This window comes from Bacillus cereus group sp. BfR-BA-01311, assembly GCF_022664295.1.
GTDB classification, from domain to species: domain Bacteria; phylum Bacillota; class Bacilli; order Bacillales; family Bacillaceae_G; genus Bacillus_A; species Bacillus_A cereus.
In genome coordinates this window covers 179,591-201,408 of sequence record NZ_JAKUHC010000002.1, presented here as the reverse complement: position 1 = coordinate 201,408, position 21,818 = coordinate 179,591, and the positions used below count along the sequence as shown (strand labels likewise).

Sequence of the window (21,818 nt, the reverse complement as noted above, 5' to 3'; positions counted from 1 at the left end):
AATGTCCACAAAAAAGGTGTCAATCTCTCCTAGATTGACACCTTCATATTTTTAACACCTTACATACTTACGCTTGAAACCAAGTCTTCCTCTATCAAGTTCTTTCTGAATACTTTCAGAAGCATTTAACAAACTGCTTTTTTTATTATCACGTTTGACTTCAACTATACCAACTTCTTTTGCAATCTCGACTGCTTTTTCGTGTAGTGGTACATATGAAATTGCCACGGTGTTTAGGAAATTATTCATAGCGGATTTTGTTCGTTCTGGAGAATGATGAATTGTATCTTTCATCATTTCAAGCATATCGGAAATTTTATTTTCGGAAAATTCATTGTCTTTGCGATTTCCTAAAAGCCAACAGTAGCAACTCCAGCCTGCAGACATTTTAAGCTCGTCCCCACTTGCAATCCATTTATCAGCAACATCTTGTGCGATATTTGACTCTGATAAAGTTACTGCCACTACATAATCAGATAGCATATAAAAATATGCCCCGTCTATCCAGCGATCAAAATCAGACTCACTCATAGCTTTTGGATCGGCAATAATACCTGCAAAGTACATAGCATCGTAGTTGCCTGTGGCATAAAGTTCTTCGGCTAATTCTTGATTTAATTTTATTTTTTTAGCGATTGGTTTCATAGCACCTGTAGCTACTCCGAATACTGGCTCATGCGCACCGTTAGATATGTATATTTTTTTCGTTCGTTCCTTACCTAGAGCCTCAAGTTCTTGCATAACTGTTTTAAAATCCAAAGTTGTGCACTTCCTTCCTTCATGTAAGAGCCTTTTTAAGTCTTTCATATTTCTTATTTTAATACTAATTGTATTTAAGAGGTATGTCTACTTTCTAAAGGCATCGAAACTTGGTTTGATTTTTAGATGAACTACATTACACTTTAGTGTAAATAAAGAGCTAATTAAAAGAATGGTATAATATAGAAAAAGTAAGTGATGAAAATTAAATAGGGGGAATTTAATTGGAAATAAAATTGAATCGATTATATAGAGAGATAGCGGAAACGGTTTATGCCATGATTCCAGAAGAATGGGAGAAATTTTATTTTTATGCACAAATATCAGAAGCTGGAGGGGGAACTTACTTTTTCTATAACAACTTCAGAAATAAAGAAAATTATAAGTATAGTGTAGAAATTCCTTTTAAATACGAAGTTGATGAAGAGGAGTTTGAAAGGAAAGAAGATTTTTTATATAAATTGAGTAAGGAATTAAGAAATGTTTTCAAAGATAATCAGCAAGAGCTTTGGTACTCTTTTACAATGTTTCTGGAACATAGTGGGGAATTTAACATGCATTTCGATTATACCAATTGGCTCGAAACAGAATATAGTTTTAGTGATCAAATGATTATTTGGAAACATAAATACTTAGGTGAAGTACCAATTAATGAAAATGATAAAGCGCTAATTCATAAGTATGACAATGAATTTCCGAATAATCCTATTTGACTGAAAGGAAAGAAGAAATGGTTTTTATAAAAATCATGAATTTTAAAGCGTAAGTTGAATGAGAATATATATTCATAATGGAGGACGCTATTAATGGAAGTACAAGGAATGGTTTCAATATGGTTCGGTAATATGCAAACGCAAGATCAGTTGGATACATATATAGATGTTACGTATGATGAAGAAGGAGACGCTATACCAGCGAGTTTTTTTGTTGATTTTAATATTGATATGATTGATGTAGATGAGGATTTTATTGAAAAGGAAGTGTTAGAAGAAGCAAGTGATGACATTTCTATGTTATTAACGGGATGTTCATATGATGATAAAATACTCTCTCGAATTAAGGAAGAAGTTAAATTAAAGAAATCCTATAATTCTATCGTTTTAATTTATAATTTTCAATATGACAATTCAATAAGTAATTGTGAAGGTTTTAATTTTGTAACTGCTACAAGTTATCTATAGTTAGAAGTAAAGTACAGTAGAATAAAAATGATTTGTATAGTTTTTCCAATAAATATTTGGTATGATGTTGAATGGGAAAAATATACAAGCAGTTAGTGGTTCATAAAAGGGGGATTGAATTGAAAAGAACGCCTGAATTTGTATTAGGTTTAATTGGTGGCATTTTGGGAATTATTATTTCTATAATATTAATAGTTGTAGCGTTTAATATTATGGAAGGTGTTGATTACGAACTTTTAGCTTATTACTCTATTATTTTAACGGTTCAAATAGGGTTGTTCATTTTATCGTGTTTAGTAAACAAGGTTAATAATAAAGTTTATGGAGTTTGTATGATTGTGATTCCTATAGTTATGTTATTTATGTCATTATTCTTTTTACTTATTCCGACAATTTTACAAATTATATCTGGTTCATTTGCATTTAGAACATTAAAGTTAGAATCGAATGTAAGCTAAATATAATTATTAACGTCTGAATATTCGGTTTTTTAAACGTTTTCGTTTGCAGTTCAAATTAACATAAAGTACAAAGTTGTACGCTTTAGGAGGAGAAATAGATGATTATTTGGTCTGGTTGGGGTTTTTTAGTCGCAATTATTGTAATTATTAATACTCTTTTGGGTAAGGCTATCTTTGGATCTATAACGGGGGACGCTACATATTTTCAAGACCATAGTTGGCCAATGGCGGTAATGTTTATTATATCAGGGATTATGTCTTGGTATTTAGGTAAATATATTAATAAGCCAGATGGGAAAGTTTATATAGATACCGAAACTGGTGAAAAAGTTATGTTTAACAAAAAGCACTCATTATTTTTTATAAAAATGGAATATTGGGGACCGATTCTAGGAGTTATTGCGATTGTAACTTTAATTACAAGATAAAAAAAGAGGATGGGTATAGCAAGAGTAATCTATTCAAGTAGAAGGAGAAATCAGTCATGAATGCAAAGAAACTACTAGGGGTAGCAGTTCCGGTCATGTTGTTATTTGGTTGTGGAGTTTCTGAGAAAACGAACACTTCTAAACAGGAGAAAACGGAAGAGTCTAAAGTAAAAGAATCGAAGTCTAATAGTAAGAAAGAAAAAGTTTCAAAGGAAGACTATCCTAATAAAGTGTATAAATTAGGGGTAGAGTTTGATAAGTTGTTTGCGGAGCATAACAATATTACAAGAGAGGTTTTTGACGGTAAGAAAAAGAAATCAGATATAGTAGATAGTGTGAAAGAATTAAATAAAGTGTTAGATAAATTTGAGTCGATAGATCCCCCTACAGAGTATGTAAACCAACAAAAAGATTTTGAAAAAGCAATTAGTTATTTTAGAGAGTCTTTTTCTTTAATAAATGAAGTCTTCACCAGAAAAGAAAAAAGAGAAAAAGGTGATAAGACTGATAAAGAGTTAATAGAGAAATCTGAAAAGTTAGTGAAAGAAGGAGATATTTACTGGCTTAAGGCATTCAAAGATCTTGAAGGGGATATTAAAATCGGTGACGGTACAGTATCTATGAAAGATTTGAAAGAGTTAGATAAGAAAGCTGGAATTAATACAGATAACGTTATGAAGAATGTGAAAGATGGTACGGAATTAATCGGTAATTGGGGATTCCAAGGAACAGACGGTTTCAATATGTCACTCATTTTAAAAGGTGATAAGACATTTGAAACGTATGGTAAAGGTGAGTATCCAAATAAAAAGAATTATATTGAAGGAACTTGGGAATATGATAAGGAAGCTTTTACAATCTATTTACATCTCAATAAACGTTTAGTAGACGGTGTAGAAGATACAATTCAAAAAAAGAAAATAGCATATAAAGTTCAAGATTATGATGGGGAAAACTTGCAATTATTTAATGAGACGTCATTTCATACAATTAAGTATGTGAAGCAAAGTTAAAGTTATGTAGGACTAGGTTTAAATGGCCTAGTCCTTCATTAAAGTGTGGGTATGTAAAGAATATGTTATCTTTCGTTCTGTTTACTTAATATCATGTTATTCTTTAATAGAGTAATAAATGGAGTTTTGCATTAAATATATGAGGTTGGTTACAAATGATAAAAAAATTTACTAGATTCGTATTAATAGTGGTTATCCCAATCAGTCTTATTACAGGTTGTGGGGCTGCTGAAAAAGCTGAAACACAAAAGCCGAAAGCGGTACAAACGGAGAAAAAGGACTATATGGATTACTCATATGGTAGCAAAGGTATATTAGTAAGTGGCAAAGCGAAAGAACGGCAACAATACGAGATTGGATATATGGATGATAATAAGTTAATTGGGATTGACGAAAATATTGAAGACTGCATTATTTTAGATAATAAAGATAAAGCAGGTCTCATTTGGAAACAAATAGAGCGTGGATCTATTATTGAAGTGCAATACGGTAAGGATCGCAATGATATCGTAGGCGTGCAATTCGTAGGAGATCGTGAGTCATATGAAATTAGTGATAAGTTTGATCGGAATACGATAAATGAGATTGTTGAAAACGTTAAAGGGAATTTGGAATAGATGTATTTCGATAGTATAGGATCTCTTATTATAAAATTGTATGCCAGTTATTTGTCTAAGTTTAAATTGATTATTTTGACGGTATTTGTAATTAGTTGTAAAATAATGTTTGTTGATGAATTTTATAAAAAGTATGTTAGATGAAATTCATCTGTAGGGATGACATATAAATATTTTCTTAACGGGTATAAAATATGGTAATTTAAATATATAAATAAAAAGAAAATGCATTGGAAGTACATAGTAGATTCATATTTTAAAAAATTAATGTGACAATAAAGGGAGGTTGAGATACATACACGGCGGGAATGTGTATGTATTTATTATAATAATGAATAAGACAATCAAACAACAAGTAATCGCACTATCAACAAGTCTAGTGATTTTAGGGAGCGTACCTTTATCAGCATCAGCAGAAGAGATCAACAAATCTCAAACTGATCAACTTAATATTGCCCAAGGAGAACACGGAACGAGCGGATTAAATTATTCTAATTTCAAGTTGGAAGTTCCTGATCATGTACAAATTAACGAAGCAGAAGTATCTGAAAATGAAAAAATGCTTTTAGAAGAATATAAGCATAAACATGATGAAACAGAAGAATTAAACAAAATGCAAGATGCTAAGAAGGGACAAGTAGCAGAAAAGGAAGCTATTTCAAACATTGAAAAGGCATTTGAATCTGTAGATGGTCGAAATGATGGATCTGATCGTCAAATGAAACCTGTTGCAAAGCCAAGAGGTATTCAATATAGTGCACAGAGTACGAAGAAATATGGAACACTTGCAGGAGTTCCATTTGTGGAGTGGATTGTTCCAGCAGGAAATCCTGATATTCGTCCTGCGAATCCGATGAAAGCACGTTACATTACAATCCATGAGACCGCAAATACAGCCGCTGGTGCTAATGCTGAAAATCATGCGAAATATTTATACAAGCAAGCAACTGAAGGCACTTTCCGAACAGCTTCATGGCATTTTACTGTAGATGATAAACAAATTTATCAACACTTACCAACAAACGAAAATGGTTGGCATGCAGGAGATGGAGATGGTTCAGGAAACAGGGAGTCTATCGGTATCGAGATTGCGGTTAACCAAGACGGTGATTACAATAAAGCGTTAGAAAATGCAAAACGACTTGCAGGTTATTTAATGAACAAAGAAGGAATTGGTGCAGATCATATATACAAGCATCAACAATGGAGTGGGAAAAAATGTCCTGATATTTTAATTTCACGAGGTAATTGGGCTGGTTTCGTACAAGGAATTCAGTGGTATGCAAATATAAATGCGCAGATTGATACGCCTTTACAAGATAAAAATGACTCATTTAATCCAAATGAAAATAATCCAGCTGAACCTAGCATGGAACTAGTGGTAAATGGTAGTGGCATCAATGTACGTAGTGATGCGGGCATTGAACATCGTGTTGTACGTAAAGCTTCAAACGGAGATCGTTACAAAGTATTAGCGGTTAAAAATGGTTGGTATAAAGTAGGTAATGGAGAATGGATTTTCTATGACCCAAGTTGGATTAAAATTAACTACAATGTACCAAAGGAAGAAGTACAAAAGCCTAAGGAAGAAGTACAAAAACCAAAAGATGATATTACAGGTGGCTGGTTTGAAGGGCATATTCGTAAATTAAACAGTCTAGGTATTATGCAAGGCGAAGGCAATGGTGTATTTGCTCCATATCGAAATGTAACGAGAGCGGAGTTTGCGAAATTAATCTCGAATGCTCTTAAACTACCAGAGGGAAATAAGTCATTTGTAGATATCAATGAGGCACATCCATCACTTCATGACGGTATTAAACGTTGTGCAAGTGCAGGAATTATTAATGGTCGTGGTGAAGGGATTTTTGATCCTAACTCACCAATTACTCGTGAAGAAGTATCTATTATGATTGACAAAGCATTACGATATAAAGGAATTACAGGTGAGTTAGTAGCATTACCATTTACAGATAAGCATTTAATAACATACAAAGAATCGGTTCAACGATTATACAGCTTAAAGGTAGTTAATGGTATTGGAAATAATGAGTTTAATCCTCGAGGCACAGCAACTCGTGGTCAGGCGGCTGCCTTTATTGTGAAGATGTTAGATTCAATGCAAAAATAAAAGGAAACTTTAATCAGTGAGGGCCACTCGCACTTACATCAAGCAGTTTATTCACCAAATTTTGAAATGAGAGTTTTACTGCCCGCAAATAGCAGAAGAAATTGTATGTAGAAGCTGACATTGGTAGAAGTAAAAAATAAGAAGAATTTGAAAGGAGCTATCCAAAATAATAATTTGGAATAGCTCCTATTTAGTAGGAAGAACAATTGTATTTGATAGATTGTAATGTAGAATGCCCTTCCAAGCCCCTCATAAGCCCCTACCAAGTAATAAATCACTAAGAAAAAACAAAAGCAAAAACAAAAACAAAAACAACTACAAGAACAAAACAAGCACGAAAAAATGAAACCGGCGTTGTAGTAGTAAAAAAAAATGTAATTCGAATGCCAAAACCATTCCCGCATGCCTATTTTTATAATGAAGGATTAAAATCTTCCTATTTACTAGCAAAGAGTGGAGGGAAACATATGGCGGTATACCGTAATGTGCAGGTGAACTTTTGGCAAGATGAATTCATATTAGATTTAACGCCAGAGGAGCGTTATTTTTACATATATTTGTTAACTGGTACGAAAACGAAGCAATGTGGTATCTACATATTACCGAAGCGTGTGGCAGAGCTTGAAACAGGTTATAGTATGGAGACTGTTGAGAAGTTGCTAAACAGGTTTGTTGAGTATGGAAAGATTCTATATGATACGGAAACGAAAGAGGTATTCATAATAAACTGGTTACACTATAACCCTATTTCAAATACGAATGTGGAGAAGTGCGTATTACGTGAGTTAAAGACTATAAAAAGTAATGAGTTCATACATATATTTTTACGTAAATGCCTTGAAGAAGAATACAAGATTCCATTATTATTGCAGCATTTTGGTATGCCAAAAGAAGAGGATAATAGTAGTTCACAAGTAGTTATTGAAGAGAAAGAAGAAGCGGAAGAGATAGAGGTGGAAACCATAGAAGAGGACGTTCCAAATAGTGAAGTTTATAAGTTTTATGAACAAAATATTAGTAGTTTATCCCCATATATTGTGAAGGAATTGAAGAATTGGATACAAAGACTTTCTGGAGAGAAAGTGTTAGAGGCACTTAAAATTGCGTTTGAAAATAATAAGAAAACGTTAGCTTATGTGAAGGGGATTTTGAAGAATTGGTGTAGCAAAAAGTTAAAGGATTTTAGTGGGGAAAAGTCTGTAATGGGAAGTTTAGAGAGAAGGAAATGTATGTTGAGTAGTGTATTTTAATTTACATTAATTTAATATAGAATGTACGTTCGTTTTTTGTAAGTTTTATGCTATACTACCATTAAATAAGGGTATTTTTATAATAGATAAAAAGATGCGGGGGGTACAAAGTTTGACTACTAGTACATCTGAGTTGTTTCAATATATTAATATGACAGAAGAACAGAAACAATTATCACAACGATATTTACAGACAAAAGAAGAAGAGATTTTAAAAAATATTCAACTAACGACAATTCGTGATCAAAAAAGAAGTGATTTTGCGGAGAGATTTATAAACGATTTTAGGAAAGTGCATAAACAAGATCCGGATTTTTTTCGATTATTTTACCATATACTCGAGGAGCAATTATTAAATGTTCTTGTAGTCCGTTTTGCGCATGTCAGTTTTTCTAAAATGAAGATTTATTTAGAAAAAAGTGCACTTCCTTTGGACAAACTTGTAGCAATCGCATGTAAATATTTATCCAGTATTTCAAGTTATGTAAATGAAGCAGATGTTTTTCTTAGAGAGTTAACAAAAGAGAGTCCGAACTATATAGAGGGACAATTACATACTTTACCAACTAAGCAACAATTAACATTACTTCTCATAATGTTTGATGTAGATTATGAAAAGTTTCGTACATATAGTTCTTTATTGAATGAAAGGTTAGAAGAACATACAGAATTTATATTGAAACTGCTAGGGGAAAAGGAAAAGGTTGAAGCAGTTAAACGGTATTTAAAAGGTGAAGATGATAGTGAAGTATTTATAGGTGGGAATTTACCGGAACATATTTGGCGGCTATTATTTTGTGTTCATAAATATTCGGATGTTGCGAGGCGATATATTGAAATATTGGCGAAGAAAAATGTTTGGGGTTTTATAAACTATGCAACACGTTATATGTGTCACACTCTCGGTCAGTCTCAAAACTACAAAAAAACTGGTAGTGTAAATAGAGAAACATATGAAGAAATTCAAAGTTTTTGTACACAGTTTTGGATTTCTAAGGAAAGATTTTTTGCGCATCGTCTAAGGCAACATGATTTGAACAGTGAGGATTTTTGTAAGACGTATGAATATGAATTGCTATGCTTTATGTTGGAGGAAGATCCTGAATGTATTCAACATACTTTGCAATATGTAAGTAAAATGAATTATCTCATCATCGCACGAACGTTAGCTGAAAAAGGATATGAGCTAAATATAGGGAAAATGCGAGAAGAATTTTTTGTTGCTGCTTTGCAAATAAAATTGTCTACAGTGCGGGATACATATCGTGATTATTTACAAGGGAAATTGTCACTTGAGGATATGAAGCAAATACTTAAAAATCCGAAATATAGGAGTATGTATTGGGTTATGCCGGTGTTAGAGGTTGCGCTTCTTTGGGATATAGATGATGTAGCGAAGAGGGAAGCTGTACTTACACTACAGTTTGGAGATGATGATAGTGTTAATTTATACGAACTTCTTTACGAATGTTCTGTCAGAGGAGTAGAACCGAAACAAGTATTAGAAGATCTGCTTTCGTATGGGTTAAGTAAGGAAAAGCTTATGGCTTATGCAGTTGAAGAAGCTGCATGCTACAGTGAAGAGAGAAATAAGGCGAAGGAAGCGCTTGTTTGTGTAATTGTAAAAGAACAAGCGTACATCATTGAAAGATTTGATGAGTATTCTGCTGTGGCCAAAGCATATATTTTAGAAGAGTTAGCAAAGGATAACATGATTAAAATGCGTCCAATTTTAATTAAAAGCTTAGGAGATTCATCTAAAAAAATGCGTGAGTCTGTAGTTAAACTGCTTTCAAAAGATGTGGAAGCTGCAGCAGATGTAGCAGTTGAACTTCATAATAAAAAGAAGATTGTTCGTGAAAATGTGATGAAAATACTAATAGAGTATAAGCTTGAAAAATATACGAAACTTGTACAGGAAGCTTTGCAAGAAAGTAAAAATGAATCTTTCGCAGGAAAATTCTCATTTTTATTCCAAACGGAGGAAGAAAAAATAGAAGAACTATGTGCACGTATTTTAACTGAACAAACAAGAAATTCACTTCTGCAATTGATTGGGGATGAGCCACAAATCCGTTTACGTGACTCTGATGAAATTGCTGATGCTGCAATTCCGTTAGCCTATTTACAACAGTATATTTCAGATGCTGTTATTGAGAAGAAAGAAACGGCAGAAGTAATTGGTAGAGCTTTAAATGAAGAGGACTTAAAAGAATGTGTGCAAACAATATATCAAATATGGATTTCTCAAGACGCAGATGTGAAGAAGCGTGGAATTCTTTCGTTATACGGAATGTATAGTGACGACAAAATGGTCGACATACTTATAAAGCAAATTGATGAATGGGTGCTTCAAATGAGAGGAAAGATAGCAGCGGATGCCGTTCGTGCTTTAGGTTTGTCTTCATCTAAGCTTGCACTTATGTCTATTCATGCAATAGCATTTAAATATAAACATAAGCAAGTACGTAATGCAGCAAAAGAAGCGCTAAGTCTTGCTGCGAAAACACGTGGTATAACAGAGGAAGAGCTGGAAGATCAATTGGTGCCGGACCTCGGCTTTACTATACAGGGTGAAAAGATAATTGATTTCGGGAATCGAAGTTTTACTGCCATTTTAACTACAGAGTCAAAAATTGAATTAGAGACAGAAGAAGGAAAATGTATGAAGTCACTTCCAAAGCCGAATGCAAAAGATGATGTAGAAAAGGCTGAAGAGGCTAAAAAAGAATTAGCCTCTTTAAAGAAGGAACTCCGAACTACTCTTTCAATGCAAAAACAACGATTAGAAGCGGCACTTTCGTTAAAGCGTTATTGGTCACATAATGCATGGAAATCTGTATTTATGGATAATCCAATTATGAAGCAATTTTCTATTTCACTCATTTGGGGTGAGTATAAGGAAGGGAAGTTGCTGAAGGCATTCCGTTATGCAGAAGGTGGCGTGTTCTGTACAATTGACGGGAAGAGTTATGAACTTTCATCTGGCACTGTTATTGGTTTCGTTCATCCGTTAGAATTGTCTGGGGCGGAGAAGGAATTATGGAAAGAGCAATTAGAAAGTGCGGGAATTGTTCAGCCGTTCCTACAAATTGAGCGTCCAGTGTTTGTAGTAGAAAAGAATGATGAGAGTGCTATTGAGAGATTTGGCGGTATTTTACTAAATGGTCGTTCGTTATTCGGTAAGATGACGAAGCTTGGATGGATCCGTGGGTCTGTTCAAGATGGCGGTGTATATTATACATTTTACAAAGAAGATACTCGTACCGGATTAGGCGTGCAATTGTCATTTAGCGGAGCTCCGATTGGTTATGAAGATGAAGAAGATGTATGTGTATTTGACATTCAATTTTATAAAGCAGGTACAGTGAAGCGTGGTTCATATGAATACGATGAGATTGATGATGAAAGACGCATTGTACCAAAAGAAGTAGATAAACGCTTCTTTAGTGAAATGTTATATAATGTCCAAGTAGCGACAGATTCAAATCTTGGGCATAATGAAAGTTGGCGTAGCGAACGATAAGAAAAACCCCCTTCATTGGTAGGAAAATGAAGGGGGTTTTTCAATGTCTTTAAAAGGTTCTTTCTCAAAAAGAAGCGAATAGTGTGAGAAAGGGGTGGTTATATGGAAGTCGTTATAAAGAAGAAACGAAAAAGGGGAAAAAGAATTTTTATTTGGGCTAGTAGTATCGTTCTTTTGTTAGTTATTTCCGCTGCGATTTTTTTGAACATATATACGCTGAAATCTATGCCAAAGATAGATGGAACGATAAAGCTAGAGGATTTACAACACGCTGTTACGGTGAAGCGGGATAGTAAAGGTGTCCCGCATATTAAATCGGAAAATGCACATGATTTATATTTTTCACAAGGATATGTACAAGCGCAAGATCGGTTGTTTCAAATGGATTTAAGTAGAAGACAAGCGTCTGGTATGTTAAGTGAAGTTGTTGGGGTAGCAGCTGTTGACCGAGATAAATTGTTTCGAACACTCGGTTTACGGCGAGCGGCCGAAGCTTCAGTTAGTCAATATAATGGAGAAGCGAAAGATGCCCTGCAGTCATTTGCTGATGGGGTGAACGCTTTTATACGTGAGGCGAAAAAGGAAAAGAAATTACCAGTTGAGTTTACTATATTAGGTTATGAACCTGCTGAGTGGTCAATTGTTGATACTTTAACGATTGGGAAGTATATGGCGTTTGACTTAGGAGGACATTGGCACGGACAGGCATTTCGATATTGGGCGCTGAAAAATCTTCCGAAAGAGCAAGCGAATGAGCTATTTCCTGCATATCCGAAAGATACTCCTAGATTGCTAGCTGAACTGAAAAATACAAATGTGGACGTAGCACAAAGTTTTTCAAAAACGATAATTCCGCCGGAGTTTAACGGTAGTAATAACTGGGTTGTGAGCGGTGAGAAGAGTGCGTCAGGTAAGCCAATTTTAGCAGATGATCCTCATTTATCTCTTGCGACGCCTTCTATTTGGTATCAAACGAGACTTGAAATGAAAGGTTTAAATGTGAGTGGCGTTATTTTCGCTGGAGTACCAGGTGTTATATTAGGACACAATGACAAAATAGCGTGGGGTGTTACGAATACAGGGCCTGATGTGCAAGATTTATATATTGAGAAGAGAAATCCTAATAATGAAAATGAATTTCTGTATAACGATAAATGGGAGAAAGCTACCGTTGTAGACGAGTCTATTAAAGTAAAAGGCGGGAAGACAATTCCTTATAACGTTACGATTACGAGGCATGGACCAGTAATTTCAGAGTTTGCGGATAAGGGGAAGGAGAAAACGAAAACAGTATTCTCTTTAAAGTGGACAGCTTTAGAACCGTCAGCTGAGTTAAAAGCTGTATTAAATATGAACAAAGCAAAAGACTGGAATGAGTTTGAAACCGCTCTTCAAGATTTTCATACACCAACCCAAAACTTTGTGTTTGCATCAAACGACGGCACAATTGCTTATAAAGCGAATGGAAATATACCAGTGCGTAAAAAAGGTGATGGTAGCTTACCTGTTCCAGGATGGACAGATGAATATGAATGGGAAGGGTATATCCCGTTTGATCAACTTCCAAAAGTAATTAATCCAAAACAAGGGTTTATTTCAACTGCGAATAATAAAATTGTTGATGATGATTATCCGTATCATATTAGTAATACGTGGGCGCAGCCATATAGGCAAATGCGTATTCAAGAATTTTTGCAAGAGAAGGAAAAGTATACGGTGAAAGATTTAGAAGAGTTACAAATGGATCAAAAGAATTTATATGGGAAAGAGTTTACTCCTATATTTTTAAAAGAGTTAAATAAAGCATCTTTAAATGAGGTAGAGAAAGAAGGCGTAGACCAATTAACAAAGTGGAATTTTTACGATAGTAAAGATGAAGCGGCACCATTAATATTCCATTTGTTAATGAAAGAGATTTCAAATACGTTATTTTCAAAAGAAATACCGAAAGATGTAATGGAGTTATTTGAAGGGAAGTCACAAGTTGTTGATGAATTGATTCGAAAAGAAGTAGCGGGAGAAAATAGCGTTTGGTTTACGAAGTACGGAGGTTTCACAAAAGTTGTGCATACATCGTACGAGAATGTAATGAAGAAATTGCAGAAGGAATATGGACCCGATATTGGAGAGTGGAAGTGGGGCGATTACCATCAACTCGCTTTTACACATCCAATTTCGAAATCATCGAGTATGTTAGCATTACTCGCTTTTAATCGTGAGAAACCAGTTCCGATTGGTGGGAGCCAAGTTACCGTGCAAGCAGCGAGTTACGGCGAAAACGGCATTGTAAATCACGGGGCGTCTTGGAGATTCATTATTGATACGAAAGATATGTCAAACGGTTATCATATCGTAGGGCCAGGACAGTCGGGCCATTTTAGAAGCGATTGGTATCATGATCAAATAGATGATTGGGTAAATGGCACGTATCATACGACTACATTGAATACGGAGGGGATAGAGGGGAAGGTGCTAAATTTAGAACCGAAGTGATAGGGTGTTTTTGTTTGTGGAGGGAACTAGTAATACTCTTTTTGATAATGAAAGCTTATCATTTAGAACATAACCCAGTTCTTAAATAATTTTAACAGCCAGCCTACTATCATTTAATTTGATAGTAGGCTGTTTCCATCTTCGAAATACGCTGTAGCAACTTCTTCAGGATTACGATTATTTCCACATGCTGTAAGTGCTGTAACTAATAAAGTCATTACAACTATTAACATGATCATTCCAGTTTTGAGGGGAATTAGTTAACAAAGACTAGGTATTATTTGCAACAGAACTGTTCCTCTATCCCCCTTGTTTCATCATTTTTCTAGGCCAGCCAACTTGACAAATGTTTTTTTATCAAACTACAATGAAAATCATTATCAATAATATAGGGAGGATACTTTGGTCAATAAATGAAAAACAATATATTTATAGGTTAATAAACAGATCTTGTTAAGTTGTATGTACTATTTTTAGTTTAGCGTTTCCCAGAATGTACACCAATTAATCTCGCGAATTACAAGAAAACTATTATTGAAATGAGGCGTGTATTGTGAAGTTAGACGTGAATGAGTTAGCAGAGTATCTTGCCAATACTCCTTTCCGAGTAGAAGGAGTATATCGTTATGCTAAAAATCCAGGTGTGCCTTTTGCTAAGTCTACAGATTCTTTCCCAGGATTTGTATTTCCAATTACAGGGAAGACGCAATTTCAATTTAATGGTACGCCGTATACTCTTTCCCCAGGAAAAGTTATACATGGGGGTGCAAAAATGACATTAGCCCATAAAATGCTTGGTGAAATAAACTGGGAATATATTCTTGTTTTATATCGGATAAGCAATTCAGAACGAGAAGACTCTGGCTTTACTCATCAGCATTTTGAATTATTAACAGGACAATCTCCTCGTCTTGTCGAATTACTTATGCGTCTTTGGGATGTATATAATCAGCGTGGAGGCATTTCGATGTTTCAGACCGAAATGCTGTTTCGCGAAGCGTTGAATGAAGCTTTATTAAGTGTTTTCAATAGAGAAAGCAATTATGAGTCGCATACTTTATTCGAACGAATATCTAGTTACGTTCGTAAATACTATTATAAAGATATTACAATTCATACACTTACAGAACAAAATAATGTTAATCGAAATCGTCTTTCTTACGTGTTTAGAAAGCATGCAGGTATGGGGCCAGCAGAATATTTATTGAACTATCGTATAAAGATGGCTCAAAAAATGTTATGTACAAGTGATGTGCCTGTACAACAAATTGCGCAGGCTGTTGGAATCGCAGACCCTTTTTATTTTAGTAGAGTTTTCAAGAAGCGAGTTGGCATTTCGCCTACTAAATATCGCGAGAAGTTCATCAATAATCCATACTAATGTCAACATGGGTCCATTCTTATTTGAAAATCACTGTTCTATACTTATGGAGAGTTAAAGGAAACATTGGATTGAAAGTACTTTCATTGAAATCACTCCTTTGTACTATCTGAATGAAAAGTTCTGGCCGGAGCATTTTCTTTTTAAGCGTAATAACGACTTTTTTACTTATATTACTGTAATATAGTGGAATTTGAAAGTGAGGAGAGATTATTATCCATTACCAACCTATTAAACTAAATGACGAGTTATCTAAAATTAACGATTATTGGTATCCACAAGTGATTGGTGAAATGAATGACGATCAAATTCAGCTTTTTAAAGCTAATGGAGATTTTATATGGCATGAGCATCCTAATACAGATAAGCTATTTATTGTGCTTGAAGGGGAGATGTTCATCGATTTTCGTGATGGACAGGTGAAAATTTCTAAAGGCGAGATGTTTATTGTCCCGAGAGGCGTTGAGCATAAACCTTTCACTGAAAAGGAATCCCATATCATGTTGGTAGAGCCTAAAAGGGAAATGGATTGATAATTGTAAAAAGATAAAAAAGGAGCGGAAATCCGTTCCTTTTTTATTTATCTTACTATTTTTAGGAGCTTAGTATGAGTAAGATGTGAATAAAGGATGAATAGCATTTTTATCAATAAAAATTTATTGGATTTTTTGTGGAATATATATGAAACGTTGTATAAAATAATCAAGAAAGCCAAAAATTATAGGGGGAAAGTTGTGAAGAAAAATAAGAGTTTAATAAGTTTTTTAGGAGTGTTTCTTATGTTGTTTTCTTTTTGTTTTCAAGGAAATGTACAGGCAGATGTAAATACTGTTCAATCTGGAAAAATCAAATCAGGAAACGTAACAGTATGGGAAGTTGGAAATGTAGCGAAAGTGTTAGCTGATGTAGAGCGTTTAAATTTAAATACAGTAAATGTACCGATTCAAGTAGATATCCCAAATGTGACTTCTACGAACATGGTAATTAATCAAGCGCAAAAGCAACAAGCTATTATTTTAATTCAAGAATTATTAAAGCGTAATATTCAAGTTATAGTGGAACCGTTCCCGTATATTCAGCAGGGGAATGTTGGAGAGACAGAATGGAACCCAAGTAACATTAATGATTTCTTCTGGAATTGGAAGACGGTTATTCTGCAAGATATTTTTAATTCCATTACAAGTAAATACAATGTGTATGGACTAAAGATTGCTTCTAATTTCGTGAATATGGAGTATGCAGAAGGATACTGGAGCGATACAATTGATTTTGTTCGTAATCAGTATAAAGGAAATGTTTTGTATCAAATGAACTGGTGGTTAACAGCAAGCTGGGACCCTTCTTATGAAGCGAAGTTTGAAGAGAAAATCAATCGCCCGTATTTAAAAAAGGTGGATATTGTTAGCATAGACAGTTGGTTTGAAGTTTCAGGAAAAAGAAATCCAACATATGAAGAAGTGAAGCAAAGTTTATTTGCGACAACAGTATATAATCGTGGGCAAAATGTTGTTCAGCAATTGGAACAATTACATAATGCAACAGGAAAGCCAGTTTACTTCGGTGGATTTAACGTTCCAGCACGTGAACTTGGATTACAAAATCCATGGAATCCAGATGTTTCAAATGTGTTTTCGAAGGATGTGCAATTAAATGGATGGCGTGCTTACCGCGATGTATTAGAACCGAAACCATATTTTAAAGGTTTTTCAATTTGGTTTATTGGCTCTAATGATAGTACACATGCGTATCAAATACATAGTAAAGAAGCAGAGGCAGTTATTAACGGGTGGTACAGAAAATAAATTTTATAAAATAGGTAAGTTTTAAAGTTTACTACATATATTTCTAGTGAAAGGCCTTTCACCATCTTATCACCTAGGGGGCAATCATAATGAAATTTTTGTCTTACCTTACAGTAATTTTGGTGATTCTTGGCGGTTTGAATTGGTTATTTGTAGCGTTAGATTACAATGTAGTTGAGAAATGGTTTGGTTCTATGCCGGCGCTTGTGGACACTATTTATTGGCTCATTGGTCTCTCTGCTATTTATCAAATTTTTGATCGGTTCTTTACGAACGATTAGCTATTATTCTTTCATTATTAGAGTGTTAAGTACGATTATGTACTTAACACTTTTTTATATGTCCATAAAAAAGTCTGCACTTGCAAGCGATTCCATCGCGTCTTGCGCCCTAATAATAGAAAACAAATTGACCACATATTATATTTTAGGTTATAATTCAGAAAGTTTAAAAAATAATCCGATGAGAAATAGGGAGGTTATGAGGGTAATGGAGAGAGTCTATAATTTTTCAGCAGGACCATCAATACTCCCTTTGCCAGTTTTAGAGAAAGTGCAAAAGGAGCTATTAAATTATAACGGGACAGGCATGTCTATTATGGAAATGAGTCATCGATCTTCTTATTTTCAAAGTATTATAGAGGAAGCGAGTAACTTACTTCGTGAATTAATGAGCATCCCTGATGAGTATGAAGTTTTATTTTTACAAGGCGGTGCGTCATTACAATTCTCTATGATACCGTTGAACTTAATGAATACGTATAAAAAAGCTGGATACGTACTAACTGGCTCATGGTCTAAAAAGGCATTGCAAGAAGCCGAAAAAGTTGGGGAAGTACAAGTGATTGCTTCTTCCGAGCAAGAGAAGTTTACTACGATTCCTAAACTGGACGGTTTATTAAGTGATGAAAAACTAGATTATGTACATATTACAACGAATAATACAATTGAGGGGACAAAATATGTGGACATTCCACATGTAGAAAAAGTGCCGCTCGTTGCGGATATGTCCTCAAATATTTTATCAGAGCGATATGATGTTTCGAAGTTTGGTCTTATATATGCGGGGGCGCAAAAGAATTTAGGACCTGCGGGCTTAACGATTGCTATTATAAAAAGAGATTTAATTGGGGAAGCAGATCGCTCTTGTCCGACAATGTTAAATTATGAAACTTACAGTAAAAATAACTCCTTATATAATACACCGCCGTCCTTTAGTATTTACGTAACGAAACTTGTACTAGAGTGGTTGAAAGAGCAAGGCGGAGTATCTGCGATTGAAGAACAAAATAGAATGAAATCTTCACTTCTTTATAATTTCTTAGATGAATCAAAATTGTTTACTTCACCAGTTGATCCTACGTATCGATCACTTATGAACATTCCGTTTACAACACCGTCAGAAGAGCTGAACAGTGAGTTTTTACAAAAAGCGAAAGAACGAGGACTTGTTACGTTAAAAGGGCATCGATCAGTCGGTGGTATGCGCGCTAGTATTTACAATGCGATGCCAGTACAAGGCGTACAGCAATTAGTAAATTATATGAAGGAATTTGAGCTTGAGAATAGATAGGGAGATGGGGATATGTTTCGTGTTCAAACGTTAAATCAAATTGCAGAAAAAGGTTTGCAAGTTTTTACTGAAGAACGTTATGAAGTAGGAGATAGAATCAATCATCCAGATGGAATTTTGCTTCGTAGCTACTCTTTACATCAAGAAGAGTTTTCAAAAGACTTAAAGGCGATTGCAAGAGCTGGCGCTGGTGTAAATAATATTCCTGTCGAGCGATGTACAGAAAAAGGAATTGTAGTATTTAACACGCCGGGGGCAAATGCAAACGCTGTAAAGGAACTCATTATTGCCAGTCTTATTATGTCTTCACGTAATATTATTAATGGTGTAAGTTGGACGAAAAACTTAGAGGGTGAAGAAGTACCACAGCTTGTTGAATCAGGAAAAAAACAATTTGTTGGATCAGAAATTGCAGGGAAACGTCTAGGTGTTATCGGACTTGGCGCAATCGGTGCTTTAGTTGCGAACGATGCGTTAGCGTTAGGGATGGATGTTATCGGATATGACCCTTACATTTCAGTTGAAACAGCTTGGCGTCTTTCTACACATGTGCAAAGAGCATTTAGCCTTGATGAAATTTTTGCAACATGTGATTATATTACATTGCATATTCCTCTTACGAATCAAACGAAGGGGATTATTGGGGAACACGCTGTAGAGAAGATGAAAAGAGGGATGCGTCTATTTAATTTCTCTAGAGGAGAACTTGTAGATGAAAAGGTTCTTCAAAAAGCATTAGAAGAAGATATTATTACACATTACGTAACGGACTTCCCGAATGAAAATGTAATAAAGATGAAAAATGTAACAGCGACGCCTCACCTTGGAGCATCTACGTCTGAATCAGAAGAAAATTGTGCAGTAATGGCAGCACGTCAATTACGTGAATATTTAGAGACAGGAAATATACGTAATTCAGTCAACTATCCAAATGTTGAGCTGCCGTATATCGGAAAGAAACGCATTACAATTATGCATCAAAACGTCCCGAATATGGTAGGGCAAATTACAGGATGCTTAGCGGAACATCATATTAATATTGCCGATATGATTAATCGTAGTAAACATTCTTGGGCATACACAATGATTGATATCGATAACGGAATTGATGATATAATAAAAGAGAATATTGTAGAAAATATAAGCAAAATTACAGGTGTTGTAGCCGTTCGAATGATTGTGTAAAGGAGAGAGGAATGTGGCAAAAATACGACCGTTTCGGGCCATTCGTCCAGTAGAGGAAAAAGCGGCACAAGTGGCAGCTTTACCGTATGACGTATTAAATAGTGAAGAGGCAAGGGAAGTTGTAAAAGGGAATCCATATTCTTTCTTGCATGTTGATAAAGCAGAAATTGATTTAGATCCTGAACTGTCACCGTATGATGATCGCGTGTATGAAAAAGCGGGCGACAATTTAAAGCAATTTATACGAGAAGAAGTGTTCATACAAGAGGAAGAGCCAGCGCTATATATTTATGAACTGACGATGCAAGGAAGAACGCAGTCAGGTCTTGTTGTTTGTACATCTATTGATGAGTATGAAGATGATACAATTAAAAAACATGAAAGAACACGTCATGAAAAAGAGCTAGATCGTATTCGCCACGTAGATGTGTGTGACGCCAATACAGGTCCTATCTTTTTAACGTACCGTACAAAAGATGAAGTAAAGCATTTAATTAGAAGCTGGAAAGAAGAGCATGCGCCAATTTATACATTTACAGCAGAAGACGGTGTTAAGCATGTTGCGTGGAAGATTGCAGATGAAGATGTAATTACGACTTTAGTAAACGCATTTGAAGATATTCCTAATCTTTATATTGCAGATGGGCATCACCGTTCTGCATCAGCTGCAAAAGTAGGACTTATGCGAAGAGAACAATATCCAAATTACACAGGAGAAGAGGAATTTAATTTCTTCTTATCGGTTCTATTCCCTCATGATGAATTATCGATTTGGGACTATAACCGAGTTGTGAAAGATTTAAATGGCTTATCAGAGGAACAGTTTTTAAATCAAATTACGCAGTACTTTTATGTAGAAGAAGCAACTGTTTCTCCGTATAAACCAAATGAGCCCAAATCATTTGGTATGTATGTAAATAAGAAGTGGTATAAGCTTACTGTGAAAGAAGAAACATTTGATGCGAATGATCTTGTTAGAGGTTTAGATGTATCTATCCTGCAAGATCATTTATTAAGCCAAGTACTTGAAATACATGATCCGCGTTCTGATTCACGTATCGATTTTGTCGGAGGAATCCGCGGATTAGAAGAACTAGAACGCCTTGTGAACAGCGGCGAATACAAAGCAGCATTCGCATTATATCCGACATCTATGGAAGATTTATTAGCAATCGCAGATGCCGGAGAAGTCATGCCACCGAAATCAACGTGGTTTGAACCGAAACTTCGTAGTGGGTTGTTTGTTCATTCTTTAAAATAAATAGACTTCTTTAGTTAGAAAAACCGAAATGATTTTTAGTTTCGGTTTTTCTTATTTTACAAGTTTTTTTGAGGAGGGGTATGGATGAAATTGCAAGTAGGCGAAAAAATCACCTTTGAACGAACTTTTACGAAAGAAGATATTGCTTTATTCACAGAGGTTTCTAGGGATGAGGGGGCGCACCATGTTACACCAGATGAGCAAGGGAGATTTGTTGTACAAGGACTGTTAACTTCAACACTTTCTACAAAAATCGGCGGTGATTATAACGTATTAGCTCGTAAGATGGATTTTGAATTTTTGCGTCCTGTTTTTAGTGGGGATACGATTCGTTGTGACGTAACAATTGAGCAATTTGAATCTGATGAAAAAAATCGTACAAAGATAATTGCTATGCTTACATATAGAAATCAACTTGAAGAGGAAGTAATGAAGGGGAGATAAGGCTAGGTAGCATAAAATATATCACTATATGTGGAGTGATTAATGCAAACATGTGGGTTGAATGGTTTTAAATGATGAATTTGCGGTGATAGCGGTGATGGAGGGAAAAGAATATGTTGAGTATAAAGATAAAGTAGAAAATATAATGAATTGAACCCGAAAAGTAACGCAGTAATTGGAGGTGGTACACTAAACTAGACATTAAGTTAAGTGGGAAATTGCAACGACATATATTTCCTTGTGCTCTAGAACACCTAGCTAAAGAAAATATTGAGCAAAGGAGTTAGTTGTTTTATGTGTATGGTTTAACCCGA

Annotated in this window: 19 protein-coding genes; 18 read left to right on the top strand and 1 reads right to left on the bottom strand. The window is 34.9% G+C overall.

Annotation, left to right across the window (positions count from 1 at the left end; translation table 11 throughout):
- Window positions 1-51: 51 nt before the first annotated feature.
- On the bottom strand, window positions 52-759 hold the full coding sequence (locus MR136_RS06125; protein ID WP_242259286.1) for a DNA alkylation repair protein: 708 nt from the start codon (window positions 757-759) through the stop codon (window positions 52-54).
- Between the two features lie 224 nt (window positions 760-983).
- Between MR136_RS06125 and MR136_RS06120 the strand changes: the two genes are divergently transcribed.
- The 18 genes from MR136_RS06120 to MR136_RS06035 all read left to right on the top strand — a co-directional run bounded on the left by MR136_RS06120 (window position 984) and on the right by MR136_RS06035 (window position 21,504).
- Window positions 984-1,472: an antitoxin YezG family protein gene (locus MR136_RS06120; protein WP_017674155.1), complete on the top strand. Its 489-nt coding sequence runs from the start codon at window positions 984-986 to the stop codon at window positions 1,470-1,472.
- 93 nt (window positions 1,473-1,565) lie between these two features.
- Entirely contained in the window at window positions 1,566-1,940 is a 375-nt protein-coding gene (locus MR136_RS06115) for an immunity 22 family protein (RefSeq protein ID WP_242259285.1), read from the top strand.
- A gap of 119 nt (window positions 1,941-2,059) precedes the next feature.
- Window positions 2,060-2,398, top strand: coding sequence for a DUF4064 domain-containing protein (locus MR136_RS06110; protein WP_000831724.1), 339 nt, complete (start codon window positions 2,060-2,062; stop codon window positions 2,396-2,398).
- A gap of 101 nt (window positions 2,399-2,499) precedes the next feature.
- Window positions 2,500-2,829: a hypothetical protein gene (locus tag MR136_RS06105; RefSeq protein ID WP_017674154.1), complete on the top strand. Its 330-nt coding sequence runs from the start codon at window positions 2,500-2,502 to the stop codon at window positions 2,827-2,829.
- A gap of 56 nt (window positions 2,830-2,885) precedes the next feature.
- Entirely contained in the window at window positions 2,886-3,842 is a 957-nt protein-coding gene (locus MR136_RS06100) for a DUF3994 domain-containing protein (RefSeq protein ID WP_063246250.1), read from the top strand.
- 155 nt (window positions 3,843-3,997) lie between these two features.
- Window positions 3,998-4,459, top strand: a complete 462-nt coding sequence (locus tag MR136_RS06095) for a hypothetical protein (RefSeq protein WP_017674153.1) — start codon at window positions 3,998-4,000, stop codon at window positions 4,457-4,459.
- Window positions 4,460-4,790: 331 nt separating this feature from the next.
- Window positions 4,791-6,590, top strand: a complete 1,800-nt coding sequence (locus MR136_RS06090) for an S-layer homology domain-containing protein (protein ID WP_031312352.1) — start codon at window positions 4,791-4,793, stop codon at window positions 6,588-6,590.
- A 467-nt stretch (window positions 6,591-7,057) separates the two neighbouring features.
- On the top strand, window positions 7,058-7,840 hold the full coding sequence (locus MR136_RS06085) for a DnaD domain-containing protein (RefSeq protein WP_017674151.1): 783 nt from the start codon (window positions 7,058-7,060) through the stop codon (window positions 7,838-7,840).
- Window positions 7,841-7,952: 112 nt separating this feature from the next.
- The gene (locus MR136_RS06080; RefSeq protein ID WP_017674150.1) at window positions 7,953-11,366 is read left to right on the top strand and encodes a DUF4132 domain-containing protein; all 3,414 of its coding nucleotides are present in this window, start codon (window positions 7,953-7,955) and stop codon (window positions 11,364-11,366) included.
- A 102-nt stretch (window positions 11,367-11,468) separates the two neighbouring features.
- Window positions 11,469-13,859 carry a penicillin acylase family protein gene (locus tag MR136_RS06075; protein ID WP_061457468.1) on the top strand — a complete coding sequence of 797 codons (2,391 nt, stop codon included), beginning with the start codon at window positions 11,469-11,471 and terminating at the stop codon, window positions 13,857-13,859.
- Window positions 13,860-14,412: 553 nt separating this feature from the next.
- The gene (locus MR136_RS06070) at window positions 14,413-15,240 is read left to right on the top strand and encodes a helix-turn-helix transcriptional regulator (protein WP_017674149.1); all 828 of its coding nucleotides are present in this window, start codon (window positions 14,413-14,415) and stop codon (window positions 15,238-15,240) included.
- A 293-nt stretch (window positions 15,241-15,533) separates the two neighbouring features.
- Complete coding sequence (locus tag MR136_RS06065) at window positions 15,534-15,773, top strand: cupin domain-containing protein (protein WP_000997182.1); 240 nt, start codon at window positions 15,534-15,536, stop codon at window positions 15,771-15,773.
- Between the two features lie 201 nt (window positions 15,774-15,974).
- Window positions 15,975-17,042, top strand: a complete 1,068-nt coding sequence (locus MR136_RS06060; protein WP_048657067.1) for a glycoside hydrolase family 113 — start codon at window positions 15,975-15,977, stop codon at window positions 17,040-17,042.
- Between the two features lie 89 nt (window positions 17,043-17,131).
- On the top strand, window positions 17,132-17,323 hold the full coding sequence (locus tag MR136_RS06055) for a DUF378 domain-containing protein (protein WP_000670804.1): 192 nt from the start codon (window positions 17,132-17,134) through the stop codon (window positions 17,321-17,323).
- A 208-nt stretch (window positions 17,324-17,531) separates the two neighbouring features.
- Window positions 17,532-18,614 (top strand): 3-phosphoserine/phosphohydroxythreonine transaminase, encoded by a 1,083-nt coding sequence (serC, locus tag MR136_RS06050; protein WP_000442921.1) that lies wholly within the window; start codon window positions 17,532-17,534, stop codon window positions 18,612-18,614.
- A 12-nt stretch (window positions 18,615-18,626) separates the two neighbouring features.
- A complete protein-coding gene (locus MR136_RS06045; protein WP_000490228.1) occupies window positions 18,627-19,799 on the top strand; it encodes a 3-phosphoglycerate dehydrogenase family protein in 1,173 nt (390 codons plus the stop codon).
- Window positions 19,800-19,812: 13 nt separating this feature from the next.
- A complete protein-coding gene (locus MR136_RS06040; RefSeq protein ID WP_001989074.1) occupies window positions 19,813-21,060 on the top strand; it encodes a DUF1015 domain-containing protein in 1,248 nt (415 codons plus the stop codon).
- 84 nt (window positions 21,061-21,144) lie between these two features.
- Entirely contained in the window at window positions 21,145-21,504 is a 360-nt protein-coding gene (locus tag MR136_RS06035; protein ID WP_000776357.1) for a hotdog family protein, read from the top strand.
- Window positions 21,505-21,818: the final 314 nt, after the last annotated feature.